The sequence below is a fragment of the Paenibacillus massiliensis subsp. panacisoli DSM 21345 genome (assembly GCF_000426545.1).
GTDB lineage: Bacteria > Bacillota > Bacilli > Paenibacillales > Paenibacillaceae > Paenibacillus > Paenibacillus panacisoli.
In genome coordinates this window covers 79248-93837 of sequence record NZ_AUFO01000011.1, presented here as the reverse complement: position 1 = coordinate 93837, position 14590 = coordinate 79248, and the positions used below count along the sequence as shown (strand labels likewise).

11 protein-coding genes are annotated in these 14590 nt (G+C 50.3%); 1 reads left to right on the top strand and 10 read right to left on the bottom strand.

Features of this window, described 5'->3' with window-relative positions; genetic code table 11:
• Positions 1–110 precede the first annotated feature (110 nt).
• The 4 genes from K331_RS0110140 to K331_RS29255 form a co-directional block, all read right to left on the bottom strand.
• Positions 111–1001 (bottom strand): ABC transporter permease, encoded by an 891-nt coding sequence (locus tag K331_RS0110140; protein WP_018887195.1) that lies wholly within the window; start codon positions 999–1001, stop codon positions 111–113.
• Between the two features lie 311 nt (positions 1002–1312).
• Positions 1313–2941 (bottom strand): type 2 periplasmic-binding domain-containing protein, encoded by a 1629-nt coding sequence (locus tag K331_RS0110135; protein ID WP_197031746.1) that lies wholly within the window; start codon positions 2939–2941, stop codon positions 1313–1315.
• Positions 2942–3227: 286 nt separating this feature from the next.
• Positions 3228–4874, bottom strand: coding sequence for a response regulator transcription factor (locus tag K331_RS0110130; RefSeq protein WP_028590223.1), 1647 nt, complete (start codon positions 4872–4874; stop codon positions 3228–3230).
• Positions 4871–6643, bottom strand: a complete 1773-nt coding sequence (locus tag K331_RS29255; RefSeq protein ID WP_036634610.1) for a sensor histidine kinase — start codon at positions 6641–6643, stop codon at positions 4871–4873. The genes K331_RS0110130 and K331_RS29255 overlap by 4 nt, the downstream gene beginning before the upstream one ends.
• Positions 6644–6865: 222 nt before the next feature.
• Between K331_RS29255 and K331_RS0110120 the strand changes: the two genes are divergently transcribed.
• Entirely contained in the window at positions 6866–8911 is a 2046-nt protein-coding gene (locus K331_RS0110120) for a methyl-accepting chemotaxis protein (protein ID WP_226383576.1), read from the top strand.
• Between the two features lie 168 nt (positions 8912–9079).
• Here K331_RS0110120 and K331_RS0110115 read toward each other — a convergent pair whose 3' ends face one another.
• From K331_RS0110115 to K331_RS0110090, 6 genes are all read right to left on the bottom strand, one after another.
• Positions 9080–10093 carry a metallophosphoesterase family protein gene (locus K331_RS0110115; protein ID WP_036634608.1) on the bottom strand — a complete coding sequence of 338 codons (1014 nt, stop codon included), beginning with the start codon at positions 10091–10093 and terminating at the stop codon, positions 9080–9082.
• Positions 10093–10428, bottom strand: coding sequence for a DMT family transporter (locus K331_RS0110110; RefSeq protein ID WP_028590220.1), 336 nt, complete (start codon positions 10426–10428; stop codon positions 10093–10095). Before K331_RS0110110 ends, K331_RS0110115 begins: the two co-directional genes overlap by 1 nt.
• A 4-nt stretch (positions 10429–10432) precedes the next feature.
• Positions 10433–11191: an HAD family hydrolase gene (locus K331_RS0110105; protein WP_028590219.1), complete on the bottom strand. Its 759-nt coding sequence runs from the start codon at positions 11189–11191 to the stop codon at positions 10433–10435.
• A 144-nt stretch (positions 11192–11335) separates the two neighbouring features.
• Complete coding sequence (locus tag K331_RS0110100; protein WP_051289762.1) at positions 11336–12718, bottom strand: ABC transporter substrate-binding protein; 1383 nt, start codon at positions 12716–12718, stop codon at positions 11336–11338.
• A 75-nt stretch (positions 12719–12793) separates the two neighbouring features.
• On the bottom strand, positions 12794–13714 hold the full coding sequence (locus K331_RS0110095) for a carbohydrate ABC transporter permease (protein WP_226383575.1): 921 nt from the start codon (positions 13712–13714) through the stop codon (positions 12794–12796).
• On the bottom strand, positions 13714–14589 hold the full coding sequence (locus tag K331_RS0110090) for a carbohydrate ABC transporter permease (RefSeq protein ID WP_028590216.1): 876 nt from the start codon (positions 14587–14589) through the stop codon (positions 13714–13716). Before K331_RS0110090 ends, K331_RS0110095 begins: the two co-directional genes overlap by 1 nt.
• Position 14590: the final 1 nt, after the last annotated feature.

Genomic DNA, 14590 nt, shown 5'->3' with positions numbered 1-14590 from the left:
CGACCACTACGTTTCTTCAGAAATCCTCAGCCCCTCCGCTCTGCACCCTGCTAACAGTCAACCACTGATATTTTGATTTGAGCCTCATTTCATACTGTAATTGGCAGCAGTTAGAAGATTCGATATCCAGCCCATTTGTAAGCGAGTCTGTATGAGATCAGGATCAGCACCATGCTGATTATGGACTTGAACAAGCCAATCGCGGTAGCAAAGCCCATTTCACCGCTCACAATCGCTGTCCGGTACACAAATGTATCAAGGATGTCTCCCGTCTTATACACAAGCGGGTTATACAGGTTGAATATCTGGTCAAAGCCTGCATTCAGTACGTTACCGAGAGCCAGTGTACCTACTACCATCAACATCGGAACAAGCGAAGGCACCGTAATGTGCAGCGTCTGCTTCCACCGGCCAGCGCCGTCAATCTCGGCTGCTTCGTACAGAGCCGGGTTAATCCCCGCAAGTGCCGCCAGGAAAACGATCGTATTATAGCCAAATTCCTTCCAGACGTCGGTCAGAATCACTGTAAAGCGGAACCAATCATTATCACCCAGGAAAAAGATCGGGCCAGCTCCGAACATGCCGAGTACCCGGTTGACCAGGCCATCTGTGGCCAGCAGATCTATCAAGATGCCGCCCAAGATAACCCAGGACAGAAAGTGAGGTAAATAGACCAGTGTCTGCACAGTCCGTTGCAGGTATACCTTGCGGACTTCATTCAGCAGAATTGCAAATATGAACGGAACGAACAGATTAAAGAACAGCTTAAGCACAGCAATAATCGCGGTATTCCAGATGACCTGCAAGCTGTCTTCACGCTCGAACAGGTAACGGAAGTTGTCCAATCCTACCCATTCCGAGCCAGAAATACCGAGCCAGGGCTTATAGTTCTGGAATGCCATTACGATCCCGCCCATCGGGATGTAATTGAATATGATCAAAAATACAACGGCCGGCAGCAACATGACGTGAAATGGCCAGGTTTTCTTTAAGGTTTTCATCTTAGTCCCCCTGTAGTTCTTCTCAAGCTTCCATCAAGCTTCCTATAATGCGATTATATCAACCGTCCCAGAGCGCCAAACAGCACATAAAAGCAATATAAATGGCACAAAAGCAACCTCTTTCCGCAAGGATGCTGCACATACTACGATGAGTTGGAAATCATTCAATACATGATGCAAAATGCTCACATATCAGCTGCTATATTTTGGACAAAAAAAAGCTGTAGCCCCACTCTAATCAAAGAGCGGAGCTACAGACAGACGTTGGATTGAACAAGCCACAGCCTGACGTCATTGCTTGTACAAACCGTTTATTTCTTCACACCTTCATACCATGTGTTAACTTCCTCGGTGATCTGATCGCCCCCGCCTGCTTTCCAGGTCTGTACGAACGTGTCAAAGGCATCTACCGGGTTCTTACCATAGATAATTTCGTTGAAGGTCTGATTCTCAATCTTATTCAGATAATCCAGCTTGGATTTCATGGTCTGAGTAGTAGGGCCAGTGAACATGTTCTTGAAGGAAATATCCTCTTGGCTCATCAGGATTTGAGCAGCTGCAGGAGTCTCCTTACCATAGTTCACGGCTACGTCCTTCTCCAGCTTCGTTACAGGCTCCTTGCCTTCAGCCAGATTAATGAGTGCCTTCATCTGTGCATCAGGAATACGAGCACCGTCCCGAACGAGCAGGTAACGCACAGCATTGACGTATCCACCATCGATCTTGTCAATTGGCATTTGCTTGCCTTCCGCATCGAGCTGGTAGTCGTAGCCTGCGAACAGACCGTTATCATACTCGCTGCCTGGCTCCGGGTTCGCATAGTTGTCGAACAGGTAGTTCTGATACGTGAAGAATGCTTCTGGGTGTGCCATATCCTTCTTGATCAATGTCACACCGTTCGTGAACTGCGTGCCGTGACGCATCGCCTTGCCATCAGGTCCAGCCGGAATTGCGATAGGCTTCCATACAGCACCCGGCACATTCTTGACCGTATCCTGCAGTGGCCAGCCGCTCATCCAGTATGGTCCTGGAATCATTCCAGCGGTACCAGCAATAGCAGGCTCTGATGTCTTATTCTCATCCCAAAGTGCAGCCTCTTGGGGAATATAGCCCTTCGTCAGCCACTCGTTCAGCTTCACGAGACCATCCTTCATACCTGGATTAATGGAGCCGTATTCCAGCTTACCATCCGCTCCGAGATTCCATTGCTGCGGTAGTGTGCCGTATGCACCGAATACCCAGGAAGGATCACCCATCCATGTATTCATAGAAGTCTTGAAGCCGATGCTCAGCGGTACGACCTTGGCAGGTGCCAGACCGTCAGGGTTGTTGTTCTTGAATGCCTCCATGACCTGCTCCAGTTCTGCAATGGTCGTTGGCGCCTTCATATTTAGCTTATCCAGCCAATCCTGACGAATCCACAGTACATAGTCATGGTTGTACGCGTAATCCAGCACTGGAATACCCATACGCTTGCCATCACGGCTGTATTGATTCCATACATTCGGATCTTGCTCCATGGCTTTCTTCCAATTATCAGATGCGAACTTGTCGAACAGCGGGCCGACCTCCTGATACATGCCAGAATCGATCAGATCCTGTGCCAGCAGGTTGTCAGCTGTTCCAATGGTCACGACCTCCGGCATTTCTTGTCCTGAGGACATCGCCAGACGCAGCTTCGTTGCGAATGCGCTATTCGTGTCCGTGACAGACCAGAGAGACTTGACGTTAATGCCGAATTTCTCCTTCGCCCACTTGGTGGCTACACTGTCCTCAATGCTCTCACCGTTCTTGAACTCCAATGCCGGGTCGATCCCCCATGCTGTAGTAACGGTCACTTCAGGATCGTACTTTTCTTTGTATTCGTTTTCAAGAGCTGACGAGCTCGTGTCAGCACTATTAGCTCCGTTATTTGATCCCGAACAACCTGCCAGTAGCATACTCAAGGATGCTGTAATGGCGAGGAGCGATATCCATCTCTTTTTGGTCCATTTCGCTCTCAATGCTCTTCCCCCTCAATATCAAAATGATTACCCTTTCATTATAGGTCGGACGAAGACGACAGCCTATGACACATAATTAAGATTTCTGCACCTTTAGCAACATCTTGAGTTCTGGTGCAGAATGAGTCTTCATATTAAGACACAGTTCACTCTGCTCCAGACAGATTTCTTTTATTCCAGACAGGCTCCTCCTATTCCCGACACAGCTCCGCCTGCTTCGCCCCTATTGGTCACGGAACTCATTTGGTGTCATACCATAGTGCTTTTTGAACATTTTGCTGAAATACTGCGGATTCTGATATCCCAGTTCTGTCGTAATTTCATAGATTTTTTTATTCGTATGCTTGAGCAGGTAGAGGGCCTTCTCCATCCGCATTCGAATAATGTAATCCCCGAGCCCTTCTCCAGTCTCGGCTTTATAGATCTTGGACAGGTACACGGGATGCAGGTACACCTGATCAGCCAGTGTCTTAACAGACAGCTCCTGCCCCTGATCGTGGAAGATCAGATCCTGTACCTGCTTGATGACATAGCTCTTCGTATGCTGCTCGTTCTCAGACAGGTCGGATTCCAGAGAATTCAGGACAGACAGGGACCACTCCCTTAACTGAGGGAGGGATCTGACCGTCCCTTGACTGATCATCGGATCAATACCGCTCTGATTCAATTGATAGAACAAGCGTCCCTGCTTATGCGCAATGTACATGAACGCATTGGTCACGGACAAGAATACCTCATAAAGGTGCTCCCTGGAAAATGACTCCTGCTCCATATCGGCGTACACCTGCTCCAGCTTGGCACGAGCGCTATCCCACTGCTTGGATTCCAGCAGATGAATCAGTGCAGGTGGCTTATACAAGCCCTCCAGGGAGCGGACAGAGCTGGCCGTCAATCCTTGTCCATCCTCCAGATACATAACGGTCCCCATCTCTGTCATGGCGTGCTCATCCTGGTAGATTGAGCTTAATCCCGACTTGTAGGCATCCGGTATGCCTTGCGGAAAGGTGAACCAGCGAGTAACCGTAATGGAGATATGCCCTTTCAGATAATTGCTCACATTGCGCTGAAAGCTCTCCACATTGCGCTGCAGCAGCTCCCTGCGTGATTTCCTGTAGCGATCATCCAGCTGCTCATGCTCTTGCCGAGCTTCCTTCAGCTGCGCGACAAGCATCAGACAGTCATGAGGAGCCGTGCAATGCAGCACTTGGAACGTCTCTGCGAATACCTCCTCGGCAATGTTGCCAATTGCATACTCCATGAGTGAGAGCGAATGGTGATCCATCGTGCTGAAATAACGGTCTGGCTGGATCAACAGCATCACCGTTGGCATGTCGATTTGAAATGGAATTTCATATGCCTGCAGCTTGTCTTGAATCGTCTTGGGAGAGAGCTGGCGTCCCAGCACCAGATCATGCATCAGATGTGCCCGCAGTACCGTAAAATCCGATTTACGGTTGTAGTGCATCTTGTGCATTTTATCGAAGGCCTCCCATTCATCCTTCAAGGACTCGATCGCACCGCCCAGACTAACGAGGAACTCCTCATCATTCACCGGCTTCAGGACGTAATCGAACGCCTGAAGCTGGATTGCCTTCTTGGCATATTCGAAATCAGAGTGTCCTGTCAGCACCATAGAGCGGACATTCGGCCAGCGGCTGGCTACCTCCTCAATCAGCTCCAGTCCGTCCATACCCGGCATGCGAATATCCGTGACCAGAATGTCCACATCCTGCTCCTCCATAATCGTCAGTGCTTCCTGAGCCGAGGCTGCCTGATAGACCGTACTGACACCGCATTCCTCCCACGGCAGGGTCTGTGCCAGACTCTCCGTCACATAGCTCTCATCATCTACCAGCAATACATGAATCATAATATGGTATGCCTCCCTTGCTCTGAATCCGAATCTGAATCTGAATCATTCAAGCTCCAATGTATTGTCACTCGCAAGCCTCCCAAGGGCGAATGGGAAAAGGACAGCGTGGATGAGCTGCCAAAACGCAGCCGCATACGCTGATACACATTCCATACCCCACACCCCATATGCTCGTCCATCGGCTGAACAAGTCTAGATGCAAGATTGTGCAACGCTTCTTCACTCAAGCCTGTGCCATTATCGTCAATGTGAATGAGAATATCCTGCTCGCGATGCTCAGCCGACAATTCGATCAACCCCTCAGCGGAAGATGGCTCAATCCCATGGATGACCGCATTTTCTACAAAAGGCTGGATCAATAACGGCGGCACCTGCAGTTTCTCCATGTCTCTGGGTAGCTCGATCTTGTACTGGAGTCGCTTCATCCGCATCGTCTGAATCTCCAGATAGTGCGCTGTGAAGGCAATCTCCTCCTGCAGCGACACCATATCTCGCTCCTGTCTCGTCGTATACCTGTAATAACGGGACAGATGGTGGGACATGGCGATGACCGCTTCATGATTCTTCAGCTTGGCCATCGACGTAATGAAGGAGAAGCAGTTATAGAAGAAATGCGGGTTAATCTGCGACTGCAGCTGCTTGAGTCTGGCCTCGCGCACGTGAATTTTCTCGACATACACCTTCTCGAACAACTGCTGAATCTGCTCCACCATCATGTTGAAGCGAAGGGCCACGAAGCTGAATTCATTCTGCCCCTTCACCTTCATTCGCACGGAATAATCCTCCTGCATAAGTCGGTGGAATCCGCGCACGAGCTGCCGAATCGGCACCTGTACCTGTGAATACAGCATGTATGCCGCGAGGAAGCTTAGCAGCAATAGCCCTCCTACCGAACCATAGAACAGCTGATTGGACTTGTGGATCGGCTCCAAAATATCTGACAGTGGCGAGTAGTCAATCAAATACCAGCCTGTCAGCTTGGACAATACTATGTTCACACGATACGTATTCCCATCTACTTGCACCGTGCGATTCTCCATGTCCCGTAGCTCCTCGTGCGATAGCTCCTGAATCAGCCTGTTCGTCAGTTCCTGATCGGCTGTGCGATTCAGTATGACTCCCATTCCCTGCTTATAGTAGAAGGGCTCCTGCCCGCCATCATTTTTGAAGCCGTCCAGCATGCCCTGAATGTTGCTGCTATCGAATTCCACCTTAATCACCATCTGTACCTCATCGGGGCGAATCTGCACGGCATATGGAGTCGACGAGTAGAACGAGAAGGTATATTTGACTTCACCATTCTCCTCGTAGGGCTCAATCTTCCAGCCTGGATGAATGACCGCTTCCAGCTCCTCTCGATCAGGCTCACGCGCATCACGCTCGGACACTACACGATTCAGGGAGGGAGAATAGATGTTCAGACTCGCCTTCCAATTCGAGGAGTTCTCCTGAATACTCAGCTTGGTCTGGATTCGCTTGACCAGATTAATGGTGTCCAGATTCAGATAGTCATCCTCCAGATAAATATCCTGAAAGCTGGAGATGTCTGGATCATGCATCAGCAGGTTAGGCCAGGAGGAGACCAGCTCAATCTGGGTGTTCACCTGACTCTGGAAGAACGCCAGCTGCGCCAGATTGGACTTGTCCAGCTCCTCGCTTAGGACATCGGTAGTCGTTTTGTTGGAATAAAAATAGAGTACCATTACGGGAATCAGCATAATCACTAATATCGTTACAAATTTGGTATAGAAATTAATCTTCACCATCGGATGTTCACCATGATCCACGCACCTTAGTTATGAATTAACAAAGCTCATCTCGCCTATTATAACGTCCTGCGGATTTGCCATATAGGGCAATCTTGAAATATATAAGATGTTTTATGAATTTTATGTAAATTTCATTTTTTTTCGAAAATTTACTTTATTTATTCCCATCATTTGACGACATAATATACATCCTAAAGTTTATAGAAAGAAGTGGTCTTGTTGAAAAAGAGGGGACATATCTCAGCAGTCTTAAAACGAATCCAAAAAGAAACCTTACTTCTAAGAACCCGAATGATTGCTGCATTTATTGCTGTGCTAATCCTTCCTAGTGCATTCATTGGCTATTTCTCCTATCAGAGTGCCAAGGAAGAGGTACGCAACAAAATGTCATCGGCCATACCGCAGATCATGAGTCTGGTTGGCAAGACTGTGAACCAGGATGTTCGATCTACTCTTGATGATCTCAATACTACTGCTCTCCAATTTAATTCCGCCTCCGTAAGCGCAGACAAGCAGAGGGTTCAGGACACCTTTAATCAACTGTTAGCGACCCGTGCCCATCTGAGTTCGATTGTCTTGGCTAATGCAGATGGTGATTTTGTCAAAGCTCCTGTTAGTAACGATCCGAATTTCGACCCTCTTGCGGCAGCCTGGTACACCGGTGGCATGGATCGCAAGGGTGATGTGTTTATTTCAGACGTGTATACGGATGAGGCGACTGGCCAGTTACTTGTGGCATTCTCCAAACAGCTCCCCGATGGCAGAGGCGTGCTGACCGTGATTCAGGACCTGAAGCCGCTAGCCGAGCAATTAGCCAACGTTCACATTGGCGGTGACGGCAACATGGTCATTATGGACCGGAACAAGACGGTGCTCGCTGCGGCAGGTTCAGCCGCCAAATCCGGTGCCGTAAGCCTGGGTGGGAAAATGCTCGATATCGTGGATTCGCAGACTGAATCGACTCTGGATGAGAATGGAGAGCTAGGGTTCAACGTACATACAATTCCCTATATGGGCGGTGCCCTGGAGATCTACACGGGTGTGGACCCCCTAACAGGCTGGAATTATGTTGCGATCATCGGGCATGGTGATTTCAGTCAAGCTGCCAAGCCCATCCTCAACGTCAGTGTAACGGTTCTTGTGATCTCTGTCATTCTGGCCAGTGTCGTCATTTTCCTGATTCTGCGTGCCTTCCTGTTGCCTTTGAAGCAGCTGCAGCTCGCTACTCGCAGTGTGCGTGACGGAAATCTCTCCACTCGTGTGAACCTGAAGAGCAAGCACGAGCTTGGCGTACTTGCCGAAGATTTTGACCAAATGACCATTGCTCTACAAACGATGGTTACGGAGCTGACGCTAACCTCCGATAAGCTTAGCACCTCCTCTCAGAAAATACAGGAGAGTACAGAGCAGACCACGAATTCGGTGCAGCGTGTAACGGAGACGATTGCGCAGGCCGCAGAGACAGCTGCCAGCAGTGCGTCCTCCTCCGAGCAGACAGCTCAGGCGGTAGAAGAGATGGCCCGTGGCGTAGCGAACATCGCTGAGTCCGCGAATAGCATCGTCGATGCTGCTCAAGATACTGCCCAAGCAGTAAATATAGGAAGCCTGACCGTGAACGAGGTACGGACGCAGATGCAACGTATTCTCACAGCGATCCAGGAATCCTCGCGCATGATTACCGAGCTGTCTGACCTGTCGGCAGAGGCTGGTAAAATGAACACTGATATTGCGGATATTGCCAAGCAGACAAATCTATTGTCCCTGAACGCTTCCATTGAAGCAGCCAGAGCTGGGCAGCATGGTAAAGGCTTCGCCGTCGTAGCCGCCGAGGTAGGTCAACTCTCAGAGCAGTCCAAGCGGACTGCCGAGGACATCCGTGCCACACTGGACAAAATGTTCGAGCTGATCAGCGCCTCCACCACGAAGATGAACGGAGATGTAAGCAGCCAAGTCGATGAAGGGCTCAAGATCAGCGGCAAGGCAGCTGAGGTATTCAGCAGCATCGAGAGCTTCACCAAAAATATAGTCGATCAAATTCAAGGCATATCCGCCGTGGCTGAGCAGATCTCTGCCAGCACAGAGCAAGTATCTGCAACGGTAGCGGAGCTGGCTACATTGTCCAGACATTCCTCGGATAGCGCACAGAATACTTCGGCAGCAGCTCAGCAGCAGATCGCTGCCATGGAGGAGATTTCTTCGGCCTCACAGGAGCTCTCCAGTATGGCAAATGATCTACAGCAGCTTGTAGCGAGGTTCAAGCTGTAGCAGCAATAAATCCATCATTCTTAAGCTATCAGCAACACAGCCGATCACCAACACGAACTAACCCAAAAAAGGTCGAGATACGAGGAAAGCTTCTCCTCGTTCTCGACCTTTGGTCTGTCACCATTAGGCGGCAACAAGCCGTTATTCCCATACTTCAAGCTCAACGCTCTAGAGAGTTGGTTCTACCTCGTGGCTAACGGGGTAACTCACCGTGTACTCGACTCCCTCAAGCCAGCAGCCCTGCACAAAATCCCGGCCACGTACGACTACACGATCCTCATAGATCTCCACATGTAAGCCTTGGCTTCCTTCCAGATATTCATCCTCATCCGTCCAGAGATAGGCTACCGAGGCTGCATTGAACATGCTAGGCTGTTGCTGATCGTTACCATAGCGGGTACGCTCGTTATCCAGAGTCCAATGGGTATGTCCCGTGAACAGCATCACCTGTGGATAGCGATTCAGCACAGCCTTCAGCTCCGCATCCTGCTTGACACCGTACCAGCCCTGCTCCTCCATAGAACCAGCTACTGTATTCAACAGCGGCTGATGCAGGAAGACAAAGATCGGGCGATTCGGTACAGCCTTCTCTGCCAGCGTCGTCTCCAGCCATTGCAGCTGTGCGCTGCTCATCTCACAATCCTTGGGATGAGGCTGCTCAGTGCCCAGGAATATGAAATGATAACCGTCGATCCAATGATCATGATACGGTGCCAGCGAACCTGTCTCCTCCAGAAACATACCGAGCCGCTGCTCCCAGAAGTCGCCGAGCTTCTCTTCCTGCATAGGGGCTTCGGCGCTCTTCGCCATGGCTTCCTGCACCCATGCATGAATCTCCTGACTGCTCATACTCAGCAGATGGGCCGGCGGCTCGTCTACCAGCCCGATTCCCACGTCATGATTACCCAGCGTGTATCGAATTGGTGGCAGAAGAGTCCGATAGGATTCCAGGATTCGATGCAGCTCACGATATTCCCCCGGTCTCCCATGATCCGTCACATCTCCAATATGCATAATCCCACTGCTTCCCTCACTGAAGGAGAGTAGATCCGTTAGGGCACGCTCCAAATGAAGATTATGGATATGCTGTGGCTCCTCAGTAATATGGGTGTCCGTGATAACCTGAAACGTAACCAAAGGCTTCATTTGCCTTGCATGGTGTATTGCTGTCTCGTCCTTCATCAAGAATTCCCCCATTTCAATCCGATGACCCCAATCAGAATGAATCCCATCCATACCAGAGACATTGCTCTTATTCGTTCGCCAAATACAAAATGATCAAAAAGACCGATCAGCGTAATACCTACCCCTGACCAGATTGCATAAGCTACACCGAGAGGTATATGCTTCACGGCGAAGTTCAGCATCGTAAAGCTTGCACCATAACAGACAAACATCAGCACTGATGGCCATAGCCGTGTAAAACCGCCTGACAGCTTCATCATGATCGTGCCGCTAATTTCCAGTGCAATCGCCAGAGCAAGCAGGCCCCAGCCAATATAATTTTGATTTGTCATCCTGTTAGTCGCCTTCCATTAGCTCAATAAATGAATGAATGCTGGCGTCCGCCAGCGACAATCGCTCAGGTTCCCCAATTCCAACCTTCCATAGTACGCCAGCCTGAATTCCCATCTTCATATCGCCGTCCGTATCCCCGATGACAAGTGCGCGCTCCGCTGCTACCTTCATTCGCTCGCAGGCAAGTAGCACCATATCAGGAAACGGTTTGCCTCGCTCCACCTGATCATTGCTGATAATGACCTCGAAGTATTCCTCGATTCCCAGCCAGCTCAAGTGTCGCTCCGCCTGACGGGTCTCGTCTGCTGTAACAACACCCATAGGAATCCGTGCCCTCCGGCAATGCTCCAGAAATTCGTGGGCACCCGGCATCAGCCTGACAGGGCGAGTGCGTTCCAGCTCCAGCTCCGCATGGTTCAAGCTCTGTGACACCATCAGCTTCGCCTCGGCCCAGGATACGCCAGCTCGGTAGCCATGCCATGTGAGCACAGCCTCTACTTCTCCCATGCTGCCCATCGCAAGCGGCCCACGAGCATCATAACCGATTACCCGCCCCTGCTCATCGTGCTCTGTTCCCCAGATTGCAGGGAGTGCTTCCGCAGTGAGCATCCGTCCTTGACGGGCCAACTCCTCCTGAAAGCAAGTCAGTACGACCTCAGTCCAATGGCCCCAGAGATATGTGAAATCCAGCAATGTGCCATCCTTATCGAACAACACTGCCTCCACCGGCGCTGGAGCACCTGGGATTGTTAGCTTCGACATGTACCGCACTCCTTCCCCATCCGTCACAAGCAGCCATCAGCTAAGCAATATGTGCTCCATATCGCATCACTGATGGCTGGCTCATGTATTACACGCTTGCTTGAGATTACACATGGACTTGCTTGCTTCAGCTTGCTTGTTTATTTACTTATTCAGACGATCCAGCTCTTTCTGTGCCTTTTCTTTTGCTTTCTTCAATGCTTCAGCCGCTGGTACATTTTTGATCTGCACTTCATCTGCCGCATCCTTCAACGCTTCGTTAATCTTACCGCCTGTAGGGTCCTGGAATGGCGATGAGCCATGAGCAGCCTGTTGCAGTGGTACTGTAATCTGTGGATTCTTTGCGCTGAATTCCTTGAAGGCAGGATCTTCCTGCGCAGATTGTCTAACTGCAATGTAACCTGTGTTCATCGACCATTGAGCCGTGTTGGAAGCTTCAGAGAAATACGTCAGCCATTCGAAGGCTGCTTGCTGCTGCTCTGGGCTTGCTTTTGCCAAAATTCCTGCCATACGTGCTTCTGCCACTGGCTTACCTTCTCCGACACCTTCCCAGCCCGGCTGTTCCATTGCAGCTACGATGCTAAAGTCCAGATCTCCCTGATCGCCACTGGAGCCTGTATAACCTGCTGCTTTGTTCTTCAAGACATCATCAATCGTCTTATACCAATATTCCCAGCCTTGTCCGCCGTATTGGATGCCCATGATCTTGTCCTCATGAATCCATTTGCGGAACAGCTCCCAAGTCTCCACCCATTCTGGGGAATCAATCATCACAGTCTTGCCATCATCACTAAGGATTTGGCCACCTTTGCTAAATACAGCATCAATCATGTTATCCTTGCCCCACATTGGCTCCCAGCCATAGAATGTGGTTTTTCCATTCTCCTGCTTGGTCATCTTGGCTGCAGCGTCAGCCAGGGCTTCCCAAGTCGTCAGGGTGGCAGGATCAATGCCATGCTCCTTCAGGGTGTCCATACGGTAGTACATCACTTGTGTTGTTCCATACATGGGTAGGAAATATTGCTTTCCGTCCACTTGGCCCTGCTGCAGGAAGGTCTGTACGTAATCCTCTTTATTAAATTCAGGATCGGCAGCAATCAGGTCATCCACCGAAGCATAGTAGCCTTTGCGCGCCCAATCCACGTTGGAGCCAAGCACGGCAGCAGGTACTTTGCCCGATGCAATAGCTGCCTGAAGCTTCTGCTCGGTCTCCGTATAGTCAGCCTGTACGATACCCTTTACCACGACCTTATCTTGCGAGCTGTTGAAGTTGTCGATCATCTTCTTCATATTGTCGCCCAGGTTGCCCCCAAGACCATACCAGAACTCGATCTCTACCGGAGCTTGTGCTGCTGTCGGCGCATTCGATGGACTACCGTTTGTTGCTGTATCAGAAGTTCCTGCTGTTGAAGCACTGCCACACGCTGTGAGCAGGGCAAAGCTCGAAGCCAGCACCAGCGACGTACCTCTCTTCCATTGCTGTGACCACATGGTGCGCATGTTGCTGTACAGATGATTCCACTTCATGAATAATATCCCCCTATGTGAATTGAAATTGATACTTCGCGAATACACGTCATTCTTGCTCGTGCCTGTTCCGACTTAATTCTTGTTCACGCCTGCCGTGATATTAACGCTCTCCATAATCGTCTTCTGAGTGAATACGAAGAGCAGCAGCAGTGGCGCAATCGTGAAGGCTCCAGCAGCCATAATCTGCGGCCAGGCCAGCCCATAGGCTCCACCCTCAACGAAGAAGCTTCTTAAGCCCGCTGACACGAGCTGAAGATTTGGGTCCTTCGTAATCAGCATGGGCCAGAAGTAGTTGTTGTACTGCTCGATGAATGTGATCAGGACCATTACCGCAAAAGTCGAGCGAATCAGCGGCGCCACAATCGTCCACAAAATTCGGAAATGTGAGGCCCCGTCCAATTGTCCCGCCTCAACAAGCTCATGTGATACCTGAAGGAAGGCTTGGCGAATCAGGAAGATCGAGAACACACTGACACAGTTGGACAAAATTAGTCCTGTATAGGTATCCAGCAGCTGCAGCTTGCTTAATATCAGGTAGCTCGGCAGGTAGACTGCCGTGCTCGGAATCATATATCCGAGCAGCACGATACCTGTCAGCAGACCCTTCAGACGGAATTGCATATGCGTCAGGGCATAAGCCATCATGCTAGAGTTGATCACTTGTAGTACACAGATCGCAGCAGCCACGCCGATGCTGTTCAGCATATAACGAGCGAACGGAGCCGCATGCCAGGCATCCAGATAGTTGCTCCATCGGAATTCCTGTGGCCAAAAGGTTGGCGGGAACTGCCAAATCTCATCATTCGTCTTGAAGCCACTAGTAACCATCCAATAGAACGGAAAGGCCATCGCGAGGCTAACCGCCGCCAGCAGGATATAACGCAGAAGACTCAGAAGCCGCTCCCTGCTGAACCAAGCCAGCTTCCGCGGACGACCTGTCGCTTGACTCGGCGCCTGCTTCGGAAATTTTTTAGGAATCACGGTCATGTTCATCAGTAGTGCACCAGGCGTCTGCCCAGCAGGAAGGAGATTCCTGACAGGAGTACGCAGATCAGAATAATTACTACCGCAATAGCCGAAGCCTCACCTACATTGAAGGATTCGAATGCGGATTGATAATACATGTAGAGCAATGTCCGGGTCGCCCCTGCCGGTCCACCTTGAGTCATCACGTTAATCTGGTCATAGGCCTGCAAGGATTGAATCGTCAGAATGATAGACAAGAAGAAGGTCGTAGGAGAGATCAGCGGCAGAATAATGCCTCTGAACTTGTCCCACCAGCCTGCCCCGTCGATGCTCGCTGCCTCCAACAGATCTGCTGGAAGATTGCGTAGAGCCACCAGATAGAAGACCATGCACCAGCCAATCGACTTCCACAGGGTAACGATCAGTACCGCCACTAGCGCCCAGTCCCCATCACGAAGCCAGCTTATTGGAGAAGCTCCGAACCAACCCAATAACAAATTGGCCAGACCTACCTCTGGCTCGAAGATCCAGGACCATGCAATGGACACAGCCACTGTCGGCGTAACCCATGGTGAGAAAAGCAGCATTCGGAACAGGCCTCCGCCCTTCATCTTTCGGTTCATGAGCAATGCTAGCCCAAGCCCACCTACCATTGTCGGAATGACACTGCCAAGCCCGAATAGAAGTGTTACTCGCAAGGCTTGATAGAAATCCGAGCTCGTAAATAAATATTGATAGTTCTCCCAGCCGACGAACAGCTTGTCGGGACTCATAAAATCCCACGATGTCAAGCTTAGGTATACGATGTAACCCAGCGGCCACAGCCAGAATAGCAGCAATGGAAGAAGCGCCGGCAGAGTGAACATTACAGCTTCCGTCTCCTTCATCAGCCTTACTTTCATA

Bases quoted from the DNA above. Each gene is read 5' to 3' on its own strand.
- K331_RS0110105 (WP_028590219.1), bottom strand. From the start codon at position 11,191: ATGTCGAAGCTAACAATCCCAGGTGCTCCAGCGCCGGTGGAGGCAGTG.
- K331_RS0110100 (WP_051289762.1), bottom strand. From the start codon at position 12,718: ATGAAGTGGAATCATCTGTACAGCAACATGCGCACCATGTGGTCACAG.
- K331_RS0110135 (WP_197031746.1), bottom strand. From the start codon at position 2,941: ATGCTACTGGCAGGTTGTTCGGGATCAAATAACGGAGCTAATAGTGCT.
- K331_RS0110110 (WP_028590220.1), bottom strand. From the start codon at position 10,428: ATGACAAATCAAAATTATATTGGCTGGGGCCTGCTTGCTCTGGCGATT.
- K331_RS0110140 (WP_018887195.1), bottom strand. From the start codon at position 1,001: ATGAAAACCTTAAAGAAAACCTGGCCATTTCACGTCATGTTGCTGCCG.
- K331_RS29255 (WP_036634610.1), bottom strand. From the start codon at position 6,643: ATGGTGAAGATTAATTTCTATACCAAATTTGTAACGATATTAGTGATT.
- K331_RS0110115 (WP_036634608.1), bottom strand. From the start codon at position 10,093: ATGAAGGACGAGACAGCAATACACCATGCAAGGCAAATGAAGCCTTTG.
- K331_RS0110130 (WP_028590223.1), bottom strand. From the start codon at position 4,874: ATGATTCATGTATTGCTGGTAGATGATGAGAGCTATGTGACGGAGAGT.
- K331_RS0110095 (WP_226383575.1), bottom strand. From the start codon at position 13,714: ATGAACATGACCGTGATTCCTAAAAAATTTCCGAAGCAGGCGCCGAGT.
- K331_RS0110090 (WP_028590216.1), bottom strand. From the start codon at position 14,589: ATGAAAGTAAGGCTGATGAAGGAGACGGAAGCTGTAATGTTCACTCTG.